The sequence below is a fragment of the Specibacter sp. RAF43 genome, from assembly GCF_052114065.1.
GTDB lineage: Bacteria > Actinomycetota > Actinomycetes > Actinomycetales > Micrococcaceae > Specibacter.
Genome location: NZ_JBFREA010000014.1, coordinates 38,283 through 55,828, shown reverse-complemented (window position 1 = coordinate 55,828; position 17,546 = coordinate 38,283). Strand labels below are relative to the sequence as shown.

Annotated in this window: 14 protein-coding genes and 1 pseudogene; 8 read left to right on the top strand and 7 right to left on the bottom strand. The window is 62.9% G+C overall.

Annotated elements, in window-relative coordinates; genetic code table 11:
• Positions 1 to 12: 12 nt before the first annotated feature.
• The gene (locus tag AB4Y80_RS09475) at positions 13 to 2,625 is read right to left on the bottom strand and encodes a bifunctional FO biosynthesis protein CofGH (protein WP_442213818.1); all 2,613 of its coding nucleotides are present in this window, start codon (positions 2,623 to 2,625) and stop codon (positions 13 to 15) included.
• Positions 2,626 to 2,929: 304 nt separating this feature from the next.
• On the opposite strand from AB4Y80_RS09475, the gene fgd reads away from it, so the two are divergent.
• A complete protein-coding gene (gene fgd / locus AB4Y80_RS09470; RefSeq protein WP_442213817.1) occupies positions 2,930 to 3,961 on the top strand; it encodes a glucose-6-phosphate dehydrogenase (coenzyme-F420) in 1,032 nt (343 codons plus the stop codon).
• Positions 3,962 to 4,015: 54 nt separating this feature from the next.
• Here the strand turns inward: fgd and AB4Y80_RS09465 are convergent, their stop codons facing one another.
• Positions 4,016 to 4,888, bottom strand: a complete 873-nt coding sequence (locus AB4Y80_RS09465) for a TIGR03619 family F420-dependent LLM class oxidoreductase (protein WP_442213815.1) — start codon at positions 4,886 to 4,888, stop codon at positions 4,016 to 4,018.
• Between the two features lie 250 nt (positions 4,889 to 5,138).
• On the opposite strand from AB4Y80_RS09465, the gene AB4Y80_RS09460 reads away from it, so the two are divergent.
• From AB4Y80_RS09460 to AB4Y80_RS09435, 6 genes are all read left to right on the top strand, one after another.
• Positions 5,139 to 6,317 (top strand): thiolase family protein, encoded by a 1,179-nt coding sequence (locus AB4Y80_RS09460; protein WP_442213814.1) that lies wholly within the window; start codon positions 5,139 to 5,141, stop codon positions 6,315 to 6,317.
• Between the two features lie 260 nt (positions 6,318 to 6,577).
• On the top strand, positions 6,578 to 8,266 hold the full coding sequence (locus tag AB4Y80_RS09455) for an FAD-dependent oxidoreductase (protein WP_442213813.1): 1,689 nt from the start codon (positions 6,578 to 6,580) through the stop codon (positions 8,264 to 8,266).
• Positions 8,267 to 8,401: 135 nt separating this feature from the next.
• Positions 8,402 to 9,466 (top strand): ABC transporter substrate-binding protein, encoded by a 1,065-nt coding sequence (locus AB4Y80_RS09450; RefSeq protein WP_442213812.1) that lies wholly within the window; start codon positions 8,402 to 8,404, stop codon positions 9,464 to 9,466.
• Between the two features lie 6 nt (positions 9,467 to 9,472).
• Positions 9,473 to 10,351, top strand: a complete 879-nt coding sequence (locus AB4Y80_RS09445) for an ABC transporter ATP-binding protein (protein ID WP_442213811.1) — start codon at positions 9,473 to 9,475, stop codon at positions 10,349 to 10,351.
• Entirely contained in the window at positions 10,348 to 11,229 is an 882-nt protein-coding gene (locus AB4Y80_RS09440) for an ABC transporter permease (RefSeq protein ID WP_442213809.1), read from the top strand. The genes AB4Y80_RS09445 and AB4Y80_RS09440 overlap by 4 nt, the downstream gene beginning before the upstream one ends.
• A 48-nt stretch (positions 11,230 to 11,277) precedes the next feature.
• Positions 11,278 to 12,486: an MFS transporter gene (locus tag AB4Y80_RS09435; protein WP_442213808.1), complete on the top strand. Its 1,209-nt coding sequence runs from the start codon at positions 11,278 to 11,280 to the stop codon at positions 12,484 to 12,486.
• A gap of 54 nt (positions 12,487 to 12,540) precedes the next feature.
• Here AB4Y80_RS09435 and AB4Y80_RS09430 read toward each other — a convergent pair.
• From AB4Y80_RS09430 to AB4Y80_RS09410, 5 genes and pseudogenes are all read right to left on the bottom strand, one after another.
• A pseudogene (locus AB4Y80_RS09430) lies at positions 12,541 to 12,853 on the bottom strand (IS481 family transposase); the annotation flags it as partial.
• Between the two features lie 144 nt (positions 12,854 to 12,997).
• Positions 12,998 to 13,933 carry a cytochrome b/b6 domain-containing protein gene (locus AB4Y80_RS09425; RefSeq protein ID WP_442213807.1) on the bottom strand — a complete coding sequence of 312 codons (936 nt, stop codon included), beginning with the start codon at positions 13,931 to 13,933 and terminating at the stop codon, positions 12,998 to 13,000.
• Positions 13,934 to 13,971: 38 nt separating this feature from the next.
• Positions 13,972 to 14,943, bottom strand: a complete 972-nt coding sequence (locus AB4Y80_RS09420) for an electron transfer flavoprotein subunit alpha/FixB family protein (RefSeq protein WP_442213806.1) — start codon at positions 14,941 to 14,943, stop codon at positions 13,972 to 13,974.
• A gap of 13 nt (positions 14,944 to 14,956) precedes the next feature.
• On the bottom strand, positions 14,957 to 15,733 hold the full coding sequence (locus AB4Y80_RS09415) for an electron transfer flavoprotein subunit beta/FixA family protein (protein WP_442213805.1): 777 nt from the start codon (positions 15,731 to 15,733) through the stop codon (positions 14,957 to 14,959).
• Entirely contained in the window at positions 15,730 to 16,623 is an 894-nt protein-coding gene (locus AB4Y80_RS09410; protein WP_442213804.1) for an enoyl-CoA hydratase/isomerase family protein, read from the bottom strand. Before AB4Y80_RS09410 ends, AB4Y80_RS09415 begins: the two co-directional genes overlap by 4 nt.
• A gap of 137 nt (positions 16,624 to 16,760) precedes the next feature.
• Here AB4Y80_RS09410 and AB4Y80_RS09405 point away from each other — a divergent pair, with 137 nt between their 5' ends.
• Complete coding sequence (locus tag AB4Y80_RS09405) at positions 16,761 to 17,519, top strand: SDR family NAD(P)-dependent oxidoreductase (RefSeq protein WP_442213803.1); 759 nt, start codon at positions 16,761 to 16,763, stop codon at positions 17,517 to 17,519.
• The last annotated feature ends 27 nt before the right edge of the window (positions 17,520 to 17,546 follow it).

Here is a 17,546-nt window from a genome sequence, read left to right as displayed (position 1 = left end):
GGCATGCCCGCCTCACAGTGCCATGGGCAGCAACCGCAAGGTCCTTCCCGTCGCTCCAAAACCAACGGCGGCGTGCTCACGGGCGACGGCGGCGCGTTCCGCGGGCGGCGTCCCGTAGGTTGTGGTGCGTTGCCACGGATTGCGTCCGATCTCCCTGACCATCCCTTCCAGTTCAGCGACGGTCTTTTCCGAGCCATTGTCGGCGCCTGCCATCCTGCTGATCGTTTCCTCCATCAGCGTCCCGCCAAGATCGTCCGCGCCGCCGCGCAGCATCAACTGGGTGCCCTCAACGCCGAGCTTCACCCAGGAGGTCTGGATATGGTTGATCCGACCGTGCAGCATCAGTCGCGCAACGGCGTGGACGGCCCTGTTTTCCTGCATGGTGGGCCCGGGCCGCGCAACTCCGGCCAAGTAGACCGGCGAGTTCGTGTGCACGAACGGCAGCAGTACGAACTCGGTAAAGCCGCCGGTCTCGTCCTGGAGCTTGGAGAGGGTCCGCAGATGCCCGACCCAGTGCGACGGGTTGTCGACATGACCGTACATCATGGTGGAGCTGCTCCGGATACCAATCCGGTGTGCGGTCTTGACGATGTCGAGCCAGGTCGCGGCGGGCAGCTTTCCCTTGGTCAGTATCCATCTCACCTCATCGTCGAGAATCTCAGCGGCAGTGCCGGGAATCGTATCGAGGCCGGCCGCCTTCGCTTCCAGAAGGAAGTCCTCGAACGACAGGCCGGTCCGCGAGGCGCCGTTGACGATTTCCATGGGGCTGAAGGCGTGGAGGTGGATATCCGGCTGCCGTTCCTTCACGGTCCTGGCCAGATCGAAGTAGGCCGTGCCGGGAAGATCCGGGTGGATGCCGCCCTGCATGCAAATCTCCGTGGCGCCGACGGACCACGCCTCATCCACGCGATCGCCGACCTGCTTCATCGACAGCGTGAACGCGTCCGCGTCGGTCTTGCGTTGGGCGAAGGCGCAGAAACGGCAGCCGGTGTAGCAGACGTTGGTGAAGTTGATATTGCGATTGACCACATAGCCGATATCGTCGCCGACGCTCTCGAAGCGGACCTGATCCGCCAGGAGCGCCAGCGCGTCCAGTTCGGCGCCGTCCGCCGTCAGGAGCGCCAGATAGTCCGCGTCCGACAACCCCGCAGGATCGTTCTCCGCCCGTCGAAGGGCTGAACGGATTTCGGCGTTGCCGCCGGCCACCAGGGCAGGCTTCGCGGCAAGGACCTCCTCCCGCAACGCCGACCAGTCCCCGTACACGTCCTCGAAGTCGCTCCGGCGGTCGCCGGTGCGCCCTGTCGTATCGATATCGGCGTGCAGGTTCACCCTTCCGGTGCCGGCCTGCGCCCAGTCCGGGTCCGGTTCCTGCCACGGCAGCCCGGCCGGGAGCCTGCCTTCAACGGCCAGTCCTTGCGAATCCGCGAGGGCACGAACATGTGGGAGGACTCTGGGGTCGATCCACGGCTCCTCAATGCGCACGTAATGGGGGTGGACGGTCAGCCGCTCGCGCAAGGTGAATCCGGCTTCCGCGGTGAGCCGGGTGAGATCCTCGATGTGCGGCCAGGGACGCTCGGGGTTGACATGGTCCGGGGTAACCGGGCTAACCCCGCCCCAGTCATCGATTCCCGCCCTCACCAGCAGGGACAGCTCGTGGGCGTCGGTGAGGTTTGGCGGCGCCTGCAGCCGGGCCGCCGGCCCGAGCACCAGCCGGGTTACCGCGACCGCGGCCGCGTATTCCATCGTCTCCAGGTCCGTGGACCGCATCATTGCCGTCGCCGGCTTGGCCCGGAAATTCTGAACGATGACTTCCTGGACATGGCCATGGCGGCGGCTCGCCGCCCTGATGGCGAAGATTGCCTCCGCCCGCTCCGCATATGTTTCGCCGATACCGAGCAGCACCCCGGTGGTGAAGGGAACGTTTGAACGTCCCGCGTCCTCGAGGACCCTCAAGCGCACCGCGGGGTCCTTGTCTGGGGACCCGTAATGCGGGCCGCCCTTCTGAGACCAAAGGCGTGTTGCGGTCGTCTCAAGCATCATGCCCATCGAAGGTGCCACCGGCTTGAGCCGCTGGATTTCCTCCCACGTCATGACTCCGGGGTTCAAATGCGGCAGCAGGCCGGTCTCCTCGAGGACGCGGATCGCCATGGCCCGCAGGTAATCGAGGGTGGAGTCGTAGCCGTGCGCATCAAGCCACTCGCGGGCCGCCGGCCAGCGGTCCTCGGGTCTGTCACCGAGTGTGAACAAGGCCTCCTTGCAGCCCAGCGCCGCGCCCTGGCGCGCAATGGCCACGACCTCGTCCGGAGAGAGGAAGGGAGCCTGTCCCGCTTTTGCAAGTTGCCCCGGGGTGGTGACGAAGGTGCAGTAGTGGCAGCGGTCCCTGCACAGACGCGTCAGCGGGATGAACACCTTGCGTGAATAGGTGATCACTCCCGGGCGCCCGGCCTTCTCCAGGCCTGCGTCGCGGACGCGGGAGGCCGCCGCAAGCAGCCGCTGAAGATCATCGCCGCGAGCGTGAAGCAGCGTCTCGGCTTCGACGGCGTTCAACACGACCCCGTCATCGGCGCGCCGGAGAGCCCGCCGAATCGCGCTTGTCGTCGGCACGAATGATTCCGATTCAGACACTGTCCAACCTCCGATGCGGGGATCCCGAGCGCGGGGCGCCCCCGGAGGGTGGCACCCACAGTTCGCCGCGAAACCGTCCCAATTTACAACCTACTATTATAATGGTTCACCACTACTCTTCGGAACCCGGGCGCCCTTGTCAAGAGCTCCGCACCACGGACCCGCGGGTCGAGTGGCCACGGCCCGCTCGTGTACATATTCATAATAACGGTTACCATGTTTAATTACAGGGGTCGGCCTCAGCATCCCTGGGCTTCCGCACGAAGCCCACGTGGCAGATTCCCGCGAGACAAAGGATGAAGACATGCTCCAACAGCAGAGCCCGGCAGGGCGTCTCCGGTTCGGTTACAAGGCGTCGGCTGAACAGTTTGCCCCGCGCGAACTCGTGGAATTGGCCGTTGCCGCCGAAGCGGCCGGCATGGATTCGGTGACGGTGTCGGACCACTTTCAGCCCTGGCGCCACGAAGGGGGCCATGCGCCGTTCTCGCTGGCCTGGATGGCCGCAGTGGGCGAGCGTACCAAGCGTGTCCAGATCGGCACTTCCGTCATGACGCCCACCTTTCGCTATAACCCGGCGGTGATCGCCCAGGCGTTCTCCACCCTGGGCTGCCTTTACCCCGGACGCATCATGCTCGGCGTGGGCACCGGGGAGGCGCTGAACGAGATTGCCACCGGACACAAGGGGGAATGGCCCGAATTCAAGGAGCGGTTCGCCCGCCTGCGCGAGGCAGTAACCCTGATGCGCGCACTGTGGACCGGGGAAACCACAGACTTTGACGGCGACTACTACGGCACCCGCGGAGCGTCGATCTACGATGTTCCCGACGGCGGAATCCCCGTATACATTGCCGCAGGCGGCCCGGTCGTCGCCCGGTACGCGGGAAGGGCCGGCGACGGCTTCATCTGCACCTCCGGGAAGGGCATGGAACTCTACACCGAGAAGCTGATGCCGGCGGTCGCCGACGGCGCCGCCCAGGCCGGACGCGACGTCGCCTCGGTGGACCGGATGATCGAGATCAAGCTCTCCTACGACACCGACGCCGGGCGCGCGTTGGAGAACACCCGATTCTGGGCCCCGCTTTCCCTGACGCCGGAACAGAAGCACTCCGTGGACTCCCCCCAAGAGATGGAGCGCCTCGCCAATGAACTGCCGATCGAGCAGGTCGCCAAACGCTGGATCGTGGCCTCAGACCCCGACGAGGTGGTCGTACAGGTAAAGCAGTACCTCGATGCGGGACTCAACCATTTGGTCTTCCATGCGCCGGGGCATGACCAGCGCCGTTTCCTGGAACTCTTCGCCCGCGACCTCGCACCGCGTCTGCGCGCCTTGGGCTGAACGCCCGGACGCCGCGGAGCGGCGCGGGGACCGCGAATCACGGCGTCGCCTCGATTATCGGGCGCCCTCCAGCGCACCGATGTCGCGAAGCTGCTTGGCCGTTGTCTCGATCCACTCGATTCGTTGAGCCAGGCTCGTTCCCGAGCGCGGAACGTTGATGACCATCTCCTCGAAGCCACTTTGCTGCACCTGCACGAATACATTCATATCGGTCGGTTCCGGGCACCGAACGACAAACCGGAATGAATCCGGGTCCCTGCCTTGAGCATTCAGCATGGGCACCATTCGCTCACGAAGTTCGAGAGTGGCTCGCAGTTCCCCGGGCGGGCAGTACAGGCCGTCGGCGATCCGAGCCGCTCGCTTCAGCGATGCCTCCGAAGTTCCGCCCCAGAGAATCGGGATGGGGGCGGACAGCGGAGGGCTCACCTGCAATTCACCGTGTCCATAGAAGTCACCGGCATGCTCGAAAGGGACGCCGGCCCAGGCCCGCCTCATGACCCCCAGCATTTCCTCGGCACGCGTTCCCCGCTTCTCAAATGGCTCACCGAGGGAATCAAACTCCGCCCGATTCCAGCCAACGCCCACGCCCAGGTTCAATCGCCCATGTGAAAGTTCCTGGACGGAGAGGAGCATCCTTGCGGCGTTCAAGGGGTGCCGCAAAGGCAGGACATACACCCCGACGCCCAGTTCGATGCGTTCGGTCGCCGCAGCAAGATGGCTCAACATCACGAGTGGGTCCGCGAACGGGGTGTCACCGTCATAGCTGGGAAGTCCGGATCGACGATATGGATACTTTGCGTCATTCGAGGACATGGCGACAACATGGTCCGGCACCCAGATCCCCGTGAATCCGAGGACTTCGGCCGCCCTTGCCATCTCCCTGTAATCGGTCAGGGGAAATCCAAAGATTCGGAGGGATACGCGCACGGTGTCAAGGACCTTTCTCGCCGCCAACGATGCCCTTGCCGGCACCGGTCAATGTGCGGCTGAGGCCATCTCGCCACTAACGTAACCATAGATATGGTTATTCTGAATAGTCAACAGTTCCGCTCGGTAGCACCCGGCCGCATTCGCCGTTGACCCGCCCCGATGGTCGCCCCCTTCTTTTTCGTCGTCGAACGGCCTAGAATTTATCTCATGATTAGAATCATGATAAGAAATACAGAAGGGTTAGCCCATGAGCAATGATGCGCTGATTGTCGACGCCATGCGGACGCCGACGGGTCGTGGACGACCAAGCGGAGTCCTTGCAGGTGTCCATCCCGTGGACCTGTTGGCCCAGGCCTTGACGGCCCTCATCGACCGTTCCGGCATCGATCCGGGCACGGTAGATGATGTGATCATGGGGTGCGTATCCCAAGCCGGGGAGCAATCAATGACCCCCGGCCGCCTGGCTTGGCTCGCCGCCGGTTATCCGCAGCACGTCCCCGCGACGACGATCGATCGAAAGTGCGGCTCCTCCCAACAGGCGCTCCACTTTGCCGCCCAGGGCATCCTTGCCGGAGCGTATGACATTGTCATTGCTGGCGGGATTGAATCCATGAGCCGAGTGCCCATGGGCTCGGCCCGGATGGGGGCCGACATCTATGGCCCAACCGTCACCTCGCGATACGCCCCGGGTATCGTCTCGCAAGGCGTTGCGGCCGAGCTGGTTGCCGCAAAATACAGCATAAGCCGTGAAGCCCAGGATGAGTACTCCGCCCGCTCACACCGGCTTGCAACCGCCGCAGCCGGAGTCTTTGACCGCGAGATCATACCGGTGAGGACCCCCGGGGGAATCACGATCAGCCGTGACGAGACGCCCCGCCCGGACACAACCGTCGAACGCCTCGCCGGCCTGGCGCCCGTATTCCAGACCCCTGAAATCAGCAGCCGCTTCCCCCAGATCAACTGGTCCGTCACGGCAGGGAATTCGTCACAGTTGGCGGACTCCGCCACGGTCGTTTTGCTCATGAGTGAACGCAAGGCCCGCGAACTGGGTCTTGCGCCTCGGGCACGAGTACATGCCATGGCGGCCGTTGGAGACGACCCCATCCTGATGCTCAACGCGCCCATACCCGCTACCGAAAAGATCCTGGCGCGTTCGCGGATGAGACTTGAGGAGATGGATCACATCGAGATTAATGAGGCCTTTGCGCCCGTGCCGCTCGCCTGGCAATCACATTTCAATGCCGACTTTGAAAAGGTCAACCCGCGGGGCGGGGCAATCGCTCTCGGCCACCCGCTGGGCGCCTCAGGTACCCGGCTGATGACCACGATGCTCCATGCATTGGAAGACAACCAGCAACGGTACGGACTCCAACTCATGTGCGAGGCCGGCGGCATGGCCAACGCAACCATCATCGAACGCCTCTAGCATTCCCCGCCGGATTCCGCACAACCGGGGGGACCGGTCGACGCCGACGCTTTGCCTTGAATGCACACGCGTTCATGAAAAGCAACCGCAGCCGGGACGATTTAGCTTCCCGCCCTTATCTGGGATCTACTGTTCCCCCAAGGGAACGCACTCGGGTTCCCGGCTCGCGGAAGGCCGGGCAGTCCCGGGGAGGCAGCCGTGATCGGCGAGCCGCCGATTACACGTTACAAACAACCGATCTATGTCATGAAGGAGTCACAATGCCAGCGTTGGATCACAAAGCGCCCGCCCGTGAGGAGAACCGCTCATGGGGCGATGAGTGGGCAGGAGTTGCTGATGTCATCATCGTGGGATCCGGAGCCGCCGGACTTTCAGCTGCCCTTGGAGCAGCCACCAAGGGCAGCAAAGTCCTCGTGCTCGAACGAGGGGAGCACGCCGGAGGTACCACGGCGAAATCGAGCGGCACGATGTGGATTCCAAATAACCCACTCATGCAAAAGGCGGGCATCTCGGATCCCCGCCTGGATGCCCTCAGATTCCTCTCCAAGGTTTCGTTTCCCGACTCCTATTCCTCCGGTGAGGAATACTTCGGACTAACTCCTGAGAAGTTTCGTCTCCTTGAGACATTCTATGATCAGGGGACGGCTGCCTTCGAAGATTTGCACGGCTTGGGGGCGATCCCCATTGAAACCGAGCAGTTCCCCAGCTATCCCGATTATCACGCAGACCTGCCGGAAAACAAGGCACCTGAAGGTCGTTCGCTCAGAATCCGCCTCCCGGAAGGTCACCGACGGGGCATAGACGCCACGGGCGGCCAAATCCTCGTCGAGAGCATGCTTGAAGCCTGCCGGAAGCTCGGCGTCGAGATTTTGCTTGGGCAGCGTGTGGACAGCCTCGTGACCGATGAATCCGGCGCCGTTGTCGGAGTCGAAGCGAGGTCGCGACGCGGAACCAGCCTTTATGGATCCGCGCGAGGAGTGGTCTTCGCCACGGGCGGCTTCATCCATGACAAGGAGCTCAGCGCGACATTCCTGCGGGGTCCCGTGCTTGGCAGCTCGGCTGCGGTCGGAGCCACAGGAGATTTCGTACGCATCGGCATGCAGGCCGGCGCAAAACTGGGCAACATGAGCCACGCCTGGTGGGATCAGGTTGTCCTGGAATCCGCGCTGCGCTCACGCGCCACAAGCCGCGACTGCGTCTACCCGTTCGGCGACAGCATGGTCATCGTGGACAAGTTCGGCCGGCGGGTCATGAACGAAAAAATGGCGTACAACGAGCGCGGCCAAGTGCATTCCCATTGGAATCCCGACCGGCGCGAATATTCGAATTTTCTGCTCTTTATGATCTTCGACGATTGCGTCATGAAGGACACGAGACCCTCCCCCCATCGTTTCCCCGTCCCTGATGAAAACGGGGGCAGTGAGAATGTGCTGTCGGGGGACACCTTGGCCGAACTGTCGGGGAAAATCTTGGCGCGCGTGAATTCCATCGCCGACCGCACCGGAGAGTTCCGTCTGGCAGAGGATTTCGCGACGGAGCTGCGGGAGACCATCGAACGGTTTAATCGGATGTCGGTGGCGGGCAAGGACGAGGACTTCCGTCGTGGAGAGACGCCGATTGAGGCTGCATGGGCGACGGCGCCTCGATCCCAGGAGCAGCTCAACCCCACGATGCACGCATTCGCGGCGGAAGGGCCCTACCATTGCGTGATTCTCGGCCCGGGGGCCTTGGATACCAAAGGTGGCCCCGTGACCGACGAGACCGGACGGATTCTTCGCCAAGATGACACGCCAATCGTCGGCTTGTATGGAGCCGGCAACTGCGTGGCCTCCCCGACGGGCCAGGGATATTACGGCCCGGGTGGAACCATTGGGCCCGGACTGACCTTTGGCTACATAGCCGGCACCGCCGCGGCGGGCGAGCCACCGCGGCGTCCTTCGTGGTCCTAAAGTGCCGCGAGCCGTGGCCGCACCATGAGTCGGCCGGAGAATGACGGCAAAAACTATTGACGATCATCATATTCATATATAGCTTTAGGTCATCACGAGCCACCAGGCCGAGGACCAAGTCAACGAGGAGACTAGATGAGCACGCCCACCCAGACCAAGAAGCCCTTCAGCCGAAAACTGCTAACCGGTGCCGCTCTTGCGGTCATAGGCGCGGTGGCGGTCGGATGCGGACCGGCAGCAACACCTGCCGCAAAAAGCAGCGCAACGGTCGTGTTCCAGCCTTCGACGGAATCCTTCGCCGTTATGTCCCAACTCGCGGCATTCGCCGAGAACGGGTTCACCGCAGCAGGGTTGGATGTCACGTACAACGCGGTGATTTCCAATGCCGCGCAGGTGGCGCAGTCCGTTACCTCCAACGCAAACATCGCCATCGTGGGCACGAGCGGCGTGCTTCCGGGCGTGGCGGCCGGCCGAGACATCGTTTCGGTCGCGACGCTGACCAAGGGCCCGACCACGCAGATCACCTTGCGAAACGACGTCATCCAGAAGCTGGGCGTCGCCGCCAATGCCCCGATCGCCGACCGTATCAAGGCACTCAAGGGCCTGAGATTGGCACTCCCCCAGCCCGGTTCCCTCACGGATCTGGCCGTGCGGGAATCCCTCTCGCTCTATGGGCTCAATGCCGATAAGGATGTCACCGTTCGGCCCATTTCCGAACCTGCCGCACTCGTGACCGCCATGCGGGAGCGCCAGGTCGACGGGTTCGCGTTCTCCTCCCCGACCAGCGTCCAGCCGGTCGCCGAAGGATACGCCCAGGTCTGGCTGACGCTGAGCGACATCCCCGAGTTCAAGGCGCTTCCCTACATCGATGTTGTGACGTCGCGGGCCTACCTGGCTGAGCATCGCGCGGAAGTCGTCAAATTCGTCCGGGTCCTCAAGACTGCAGCCGACAACCTGGAAAAGAACCCGGACGCAACCGCAGTCGCGATCAAGGCCAAGTACTTCCCGGATCTTGCCCAGAAGACGTTCGATCTGGCTTTCAAGTCCAACTTATCGACGGCACTGCGCGGTTTCCGCCCCGAGAAGGACGGATTCAACGCACTGGTCAACATGGTGAACAACCACTCGGACAAGCCGGTCACCGTGAAATTCGATCAAGTATATGACCTCAGCATCCTCGACGAGATAGAGAAAGGCTAACCACCCATGGCTAGCATCAACCTGGGAGTCCAGGCATCAGAAGGCGCGCCCGCAGTGAGCGCCGCCGGCCGGGACGGAGTGGTCGCAAAAGGCATTAGCTTCCGGGACGTCAGCAAGGCATTCCTGGCCAGGGGCGACACGGGCTCCAAGCACTTCATAGCGGTCAAGGATGTCAACCTCGACGTCGAGGCCGGCCGCTTTGTCTGCCTTCTTGGCCCTTCCGGTTCAGGAAAAAGCACCCTGCTGAACATGGCTGCGGGGTTGTTCGCCCCCAGCCGGGGCACGGTCTACTACGACGGCGAACCGGTACAGCAGGTCAACACCAAAGTTGGGTACATCACCCAACAGGACAACCTGCTTGCCTGGCGAACCCTCGAGGACAACATCGCCATCGCGCTGGAAATCCAAGGCATTTCCGGGAAAGAGAAGCGCGATCGGGTGGCCGAAGTCATCGCCCGTGTCGGCCTGTCGGGTTTCGAAAATCACTACCCGTCGCAGCTCTCCGGGGGAATGCGGAAACGCGCAACCCTGGCGCGCACCCTCATTTATTCACCCGAGACACTGCTGATGGATGAGCCCTTTGGCGCGTTGGACGCCATGCTCAAGAACACGATGCAAACTGACTTGCTCAGGCTGTGGGAGCAGGACCGAAAGACCGTCTTGTTCGTCACACATGACCTTGATGAAGCCATCCTACTGGCCGACCAGATAGTGGTTTTCGGCACGAATCCGGGACGGATTGTGCACATCGAGGACATTTCCTTCGAGCGCCCCCGGAGCCTGGTCCAGATTCGGCAAACGGCGGACTTCGCGAAGGTTTGGCGACGGCTATGGAACATCATCGAAGAAGGCCAGCAGGGGCCGAAAGGAGGGGATCCGCGATGACACAGCTCACCAGTGAACCCGCTATGAATCGCAGGGCAGAGGTCGAGCCCGATCTGGCCTTGGAGATAGATCGCGAGGTCGCGCAGGCCCGCCAGCGACGACGCAACATCCATATTGGGCGCATCCTACTGATTGTCGGACTCCTTGGATGTTGGGAACTCTTTTCCGGGCCGCCCGGCCAGGCGTGGACTGTCATCGACCACTTCTACATCAGCCAGCCGTCAGAAGTGATGGAGATGCTCCGCAAATGGATTGCAGAAGGCATCCTGATACCGAACCTCCTGGTCACCTTGCAGGTGACCGTGATTGGCTTCACCATCGGTGCAGCACTGGGCATGCTGGTGGGCTTCCTCCTCGGAATCAACCCCTACATGAGCGCGATTTTCAGTCCGATTGTGGCTGCACTCTATGCCGTGCCGCGGCTTGCGCTCATCCCGCTCTTCCTGCTGTGGTTCGGACTCGGTATCGGCTCAAAGCTGGCGCTGGTCATCACAGTGGTGTTCTTCCTCGTCTTCTACAACACCCATGAGGGCGTCCGTGAGGTCGACCGTGGCCTCATCGACGTCCTGAAGGTGATGAAGGCGGGTCGCAGACACATCCACAGCAAAGTGACCGTACCCTCGGCGATGACCTGGATCATCGCCGGTATGCGCGTGTCGGTTCCGTATGCTCTCGTTGCGGCCGTCACCGGCGAGATGATGGCGTCAAACAGCGGCATGGGGTACCTGATTATCAAGGCCTCGGGGCAGTTCAATACGGCGGGTGTTTTCGCCGGGATCGTGGTCCTGATGGTATTCGCGCTCCTGCTCGGCGCACTGGTCTCGTTCGCTGAGAAGCGCCTGCTCGGCTGGAAGGCCGACCGCCTGAACGGGATCTAGAGCGGACCGCCGATCTGATCAGTACACGCATGGATGAGGAGCCTGACTGTGCACGATGTTCTCCAGGAAGAATTTCCCCATGCGCGCAGGGCCGTCGTCGCCGCCATTACGATGTTGGCGGCGGCGGTCCTCACCCCTGTACTGGTCGGCTTGACGTCGCTGCAGTTCCGGGATGACCTTGGTGTGGGCGACGGAGCGCTTGGCATCGCCGCAAGTTGCTTCTGGCTGGCGACAGCTGCTTCGGCCTTCTTCATCGCGCCGTGGGCCGACCGGTGGGGCTGGAGGGTCGCCGCCGCCCTCGGTCTCGCGACGACGGCGGTGGCACAGGTTGGTCTTGGCACCGGTAACAATTCCTTTTGGACCCTCGTCGGCTGGCTGGTTCTGGCCGGACTGGCCTACGGCCTGATCACGCCCACCACCAACGTCATACTGGTGGCCGAGGTCTCGCCAGGGCGGCGCGGTCTAACGATGGGGGCCAAGCAAGCGGCCGCACCTCTGGCGGGTCTCCTTGCCGGCGTTGCCGTTCCGGTCATCGCCATAGGCGTCGGCTGGCGGTGGGCGTATGTCTTGGCCGCAGTCGTCTCGGTAACGGCGTTGGTGGTCACCGTCACCAGTCGCGCCCGCACCATCAGATTCAATCCCGCGGCCGTCTACGATCGGGCCCCCGCCGGAGACAACCGTGGCATAGCCCTTCTGGCCGTCGCGGGCGCGCTCGCAACCATACCTGTCGGGGCCATCACGGCTTATGCCGCTCTCTCACTGCAGTCCAGCGGCCTTTCTTCCGTTCACGTCGGCTATGTCATTGCGATAGCCAGCATTGCCTCGCTGCTCACGCGTTTTCTCGGCGGTTGGTGGGCCGACCGAAACGGCTCCGACGGCCTGCTTCCCGCCACGCGCCTGATCCTCCTGGGATGCGTGGGCATGTTCACCATGGCCACGGGCCAGCCTCTGCTCGCGGTCATCGGGACCATTCTGACTTTCTCCGCCGGATGGGGCTGGCCCGGACTCGTCCTCATTGGACTGCTCAGGTACACAAGTGCTGCAGCCGCACGGGCCACGGGCCGTTTCCAGCTCGGCACTGCACTTGGCGCCGCGGCCGGCCCTTCCCTATTCGCCCTCGCCACTCTTTGGTGGAGTCTTGAAGCGGCCTGGGTGGTGGTCGGCATCGTTACGTTGCCGGCGGCAATCCTGATACGCATGGCCAGGCGGAGGCTCGTGGTCAGTGAAGGGAAAATGCCCCGCGCGGCCACGACATGATGTCACGGCCGTCGTAGGAGTCCTCGATGTAGCGTGTCATGTCTCGGGGTGGGGTTTGAAGTAGGTGTTGGCGTGTTCCCAGAACCCTGCAGCGGTTTTCCTTCGTCCCATCGGTGATGGATCCCGGTAGGCGAGGCGTGAGTGGTCATCGACCGCATTGTGCAGGTAGGCGTAGCCGTAGCGGCGGATGATTCGCCCGGTGGCACCCTCCAGCCATACCAGCTTCGCCAGACCGTACCGGCTGAGGACCTTGTGCACGGTGGATGATCCGCCGTTCCGTCCGCACCGGGGTGCGTTGCGAGGAACGGTGGGGACGACTGGAGCGGTCCTGCGTCCCGGCCGCCCCGTGCTCCCGGTATCGGCCGGCCCTTGGGAGCCAACAAAGCATGAACATGGGAGACGAAGAAGACCTCCGGGTTCTCGTGATAGCTCTCGCAAGCACCAATTCACAGAGGTCTTCTTTTTGTCACTCAGCCACGCCGCATGTCACCAACGCCCGTGGCCAAATCCTTTAGCGGGACAGTTTGCCGGTCAGGGAGGCGATGGGACGCAGGAACATCGGTTGCGCGGCCATCCAGGCCGCGATCATCACGACGAGTGAGCCGGCGAAGATCCAGAATCCGGCCCAGGAGCCGTCGTCGCGGGCGGCATACATGTGGTTCAGATTATGCAGGGCTCCGGTCGCCATGACCAGGGTGACATGGGCGATGATGAACAGGACGAAGTAGAGCATCACCGGGAAGTGGATCGCCCGGGCGAGCTCCACCGGGTAGATTTTGTTCACTCTTGCGGCGTTCCTTGGCCACGCCCCGGACATTCGCAGGCCCGTGGCCAGGGCGAGCGGCGCTGCGATGAACACCGTGGTGAAGTAGGCCAGCAGCTGGAGGCTGTTGTAGTTGACCCACCCGTTCTCGGTGGGCCAGTTCAGCGACGCGTATTGGATCGCCGTTGAAATGGCATTGGGGAACACGTCCCAGCTTGTTGGGACCAGGCGCTTCCACTGTCCGGTTGAGAAGATCAGGATGTAGAAAACAATTCCATTGAGTACCCAGAGCGCATCCAGGGTCAGATGGAACCACAGATTCAAACTGATCTTCGCCGGCGGGTTCTCCGTGCGGACTAGGCCGTTGTTGTTGCGGGTCCAGTGGGCCGCCGGTTTGGTGACGGTGCGGACCTGCCAGCCCGTCCGGATGATCAGCAGGATGAAGAACGAGTTCAGGAAATGCTGCCACCCGAGCCAGGCGGGAAACCCGACCGGCGCACCCTCCGGCGACCGTGAGGCGCCGGTGTAATCAGTCATGAACAATTGCACCGTCGGAAGTTCACGCAGCCATCTGGCCGTGAGCACCACCAGAAAGAGGACCACGACCGCGGCCGGGATGATCCAGACCAGCTTGAACCACCTGCTCTTTACTGCACTTTGATTCAATTTCGTCGATGTAGACATGGATTGAATTGCCTCTCCGATGGCGGACTCGAGCGTACTTACCTGCCGCGTGCTTCGATGGTCTCGATGAGTTGCGGCACCACGGTGAACACGTCACCGACGATGCCGAAGTCGGCGATGTCAAAAATCGGGGCGTCTTCGTCCTTGTTAATTGCCACGATCGTCTTCGCGGTCTGCATCCCCGCTCGATGCTGGATTGCACCGGAGATCCCCAATGCAACATACAGCTGCGGCGACACGGTGATCCCGGTCTGGCCGATCTGGTGGCTCTGGGGTACGTAGCCGGCATCAACCGCCGCCCGGGAGGCGCCGATCGCCGCTCCCAGCGTCGTGGCAAGCTGTTCGACGAGCTCGAAATTTTCCTTCGAACCCAGGCCGCGGCCACCGGAGACCACCGTCGTGGCACCACGCAGTTCCGGACGCCCGGAAGATCCTGCGGACTCGTTTATGTCCTCGATCACCGCGGAGCGGGATGTCTCCTCGGACACGGTCACGAGGGTGACTGTCGGGGTGGCCGCTGCTGCGCGCCCTTCGATCGCACCTGGGCGAATCGTCACGATCGACAACCCACCTTCCACGGTGGACGCCGTGGTGTAGGTCCCTCCGAATACCGAATGTGCCGCGACCACATTGGCGCCATCTCGCCACACGTCAACCGCGTCCACGAGGAGTCCGGCCCGTGTGCGCACCGCGAGCCGGGCCGCGACATCCCGTCCCTCGACAGAATGCGCGACCAGGACCGCGGCGGGCTCGAGGGCGGATACCGCGGAGGCCAGCGCCTCCAGCTGCGGGGTCACCAGCAACGTGCCGGCCTGAGTGGACTCCGCGACATAGACGTGCTCCGCGCCAAGGGAGCCCAGCTCTGCGGCAATCGACTCAGTGGCACCGGGCGTCACTGTTGCGACGGCCACCGGTGTGCCGAGTTTTGCCGCCGCGGCGAGCAACCCGGGCGCCGTGTTCTTGATCTCGCCCGCAGCCGAGACTTCAATGAATACCAAAATATTGGACATGATTGATTCCTTTCTAGATCAGCCGGCCGGCAACAAGGAATTCCGCCAGCTCAACGCCGGCGTTGCCCTCATCGACGATCTTCTTGCCGGCGGTGCGGGCCGGGCGTTCACGGGTTGAAACCACGACCGAGCGGCCGGCACCGGCGAATGCCGGATCCATGTCCAGGTCCCCCAGCGCCAGGGTCGTCAGCGGTTTGCGCTTGGCGGTCATGATGCCCTTGAAATTCGGGAAACGGGCCGCCGGTGAACGTTCCGTCACCGAAATCACGGCGGGCAACGACGCGCGCACCCGAAGCGTCCCGTTCTCGGCCGCCCGCTCCCCGACGACCGTGTCGTCGGCGATCTCCACGGAGTTCATGAAACTCAGATGCGGGAGACCGAGATGCTCGGCAACCATCGCCGGCACCACTCCGCCACGCCCATCCGTCGACTCATTGCCGGCGATGATCACATCGAATCCGGTGTGTCGCAGGGCGGCGGCGAGCACCGCGGAAGTCCGGCCAATATCGGAGCCGGCGAGCGTGTCGTCAAGGACGTGCACGGCCGAATCGGCTCCCATTGACAGACACTTGCGCAGGGCCTGGTTGGCGGTGGCCGGCCCCATCGACACGAGGACCACCTCCGTGCCCTTGTGCGCGTCCTTGTAACTTAGTGCGGCCTCAAGCGCGCGCTCAGCCACCTCGTCCACCACGTTCTCTCCGGTCTGGCGGTCAAGCCCACCCGTCACCGCATCAAGCGTCCGTTCCTCTTCGGTATCCGGCACCTGTTTGATAAGAACTACGATCTTCACTGGTTCACTCCTTCAGCAACTTGCACTCGGACATTTTGAGCACGGGCGGAAGCCCCCGGCCCGCTTGGAGCGGTCTGTGGTTCCGCTTCCCGATCAACTTTCTTGCCTCGGTCTTCCGAGCGCCGCAAGAATGCGTCGACCCGCGCGCGGGTCTCGGGGTAGGTAATCATCCGCGAGATGGTGGCTGCCTCGTCCCGCAGATGTCCGGAGTAGTCGGTGAGGTTCGCGGCGTTTAGCAGCCGCTTTGTCCCGGCAAGTGCGTGCGCGGAACCGCGCAGCAATTCGGCCGCAACTTCCCGGGTCCTGGCCTCCAGTTCGTCCTCGCCGACCAGCTCGGTCACCAGTCCCCAGTCCAACGCCTCCTGCGCACCCACAACACGCTGGGTCAGGAGCATTTGGGTGGCCTTGCGCCGCCCGATCACCCTCGGAAGCAGATAAGAGACCCCACAGTCCGGGGTAAGTCCAATAGCGCCGTAGGCACTGACAAAGGATGCCTTCGGCGAGGCGAGCACGATATCAGCGTTGAGGACCAGGCCCAGTCCCGCGCCTGCCGCCGGACCCTGGACGACGGCGATCGTCACGAGGCGGGAGCCCGCGAGTTGGAGGATGCCTTGATGCAAGGTCCCGGCCAGGTCTGCGAGAAATCCACCCTGATCATCCGCCGTTGCCATGCCGACGACGTCGCCGCCGGCACAGAAGAACTTCCCGCTCCCCCGGATGACAACAAGGCGACATTCCGGATCTCCATCCGAACTCGATATCACGTCGCAGAACTCGTCAGCGAGGGCGGGGCTCAGGGCGTTCGCCTCGTGCGGGCGATTGAGCGTGACTGAAACCATGCCCGGCTCCCGGACGACCAGGAGATTCTCATAGACCGGCCCCGTTACCATGCACCCTCCCGTTCCCAACCGCAGACTAACCACAAATATGGATATAACTATATATAGCAATTTCCACTTATTCAACCACGGGAAACCCTTGCCAGGCCATTCCCCCACGCTTAGTCTTATACATAATAAACATATGCATGGAAGGCGGAACGATCTTGTCGAATCTTTATGGCCGCACGATTGTTGTTACGGGCGCGGCACGGGGGATGGGGCGGGCCGTCGCTGAGCGATGCACGAAGGATGGCGCCCACGTCATCGCAGTCGACCTGAATTCCGGGTTGGAGGACTGGACCAGCTCGGCGGACACGACGCGTTATATCGGTGACGTCACCGACAGATCCTTCGCCGCCGAAGTCTTCAACAACATCACACGGGACCACGGCAGGGTCGATGGCCTGGTCAATGTCGTAGGCATCCACGCCGCAGGGAACGCACTGGAAGTCTCCAAGGAAACATGGGACCGAACACTTTCGGTGAATCTGACGGGCACGTTGCTCTGGTGCCAGGCTGCCTTGAGCCGCATGATCACTACCGGAGGCGGATCGATCATCAACTTCGGGTCGGTTGTCTCTACCCATGCCCGACCGTCGTCGATTGCCTATGTAGCCTCGAAGTCCGCGGTGCTGGGACTGAGTCGGTCAATCGCCATCGATTTTGGAGCATCCGGGGTGCGGTGCAACGTTGTCTCCCCCGGTTCGATCGATACTCCGATGTACCGCGAAGCGGCCGATCGCCGCGGCGCCTCGCTACAGGAGCAGGCGGCTGCCGCATACATGGGCAGATTGGGGACGGTGGCCGAGATTGCCGGCACGTGCGCATTCCTGCTCTCAGATGACGGCGGTTACGTGAACGGTGCGAACATCGTCGTCGATGGAGCCCGGACCGCGGGCACGTGAGCGCTGCCGCTGGGGAGAAGTAATTGG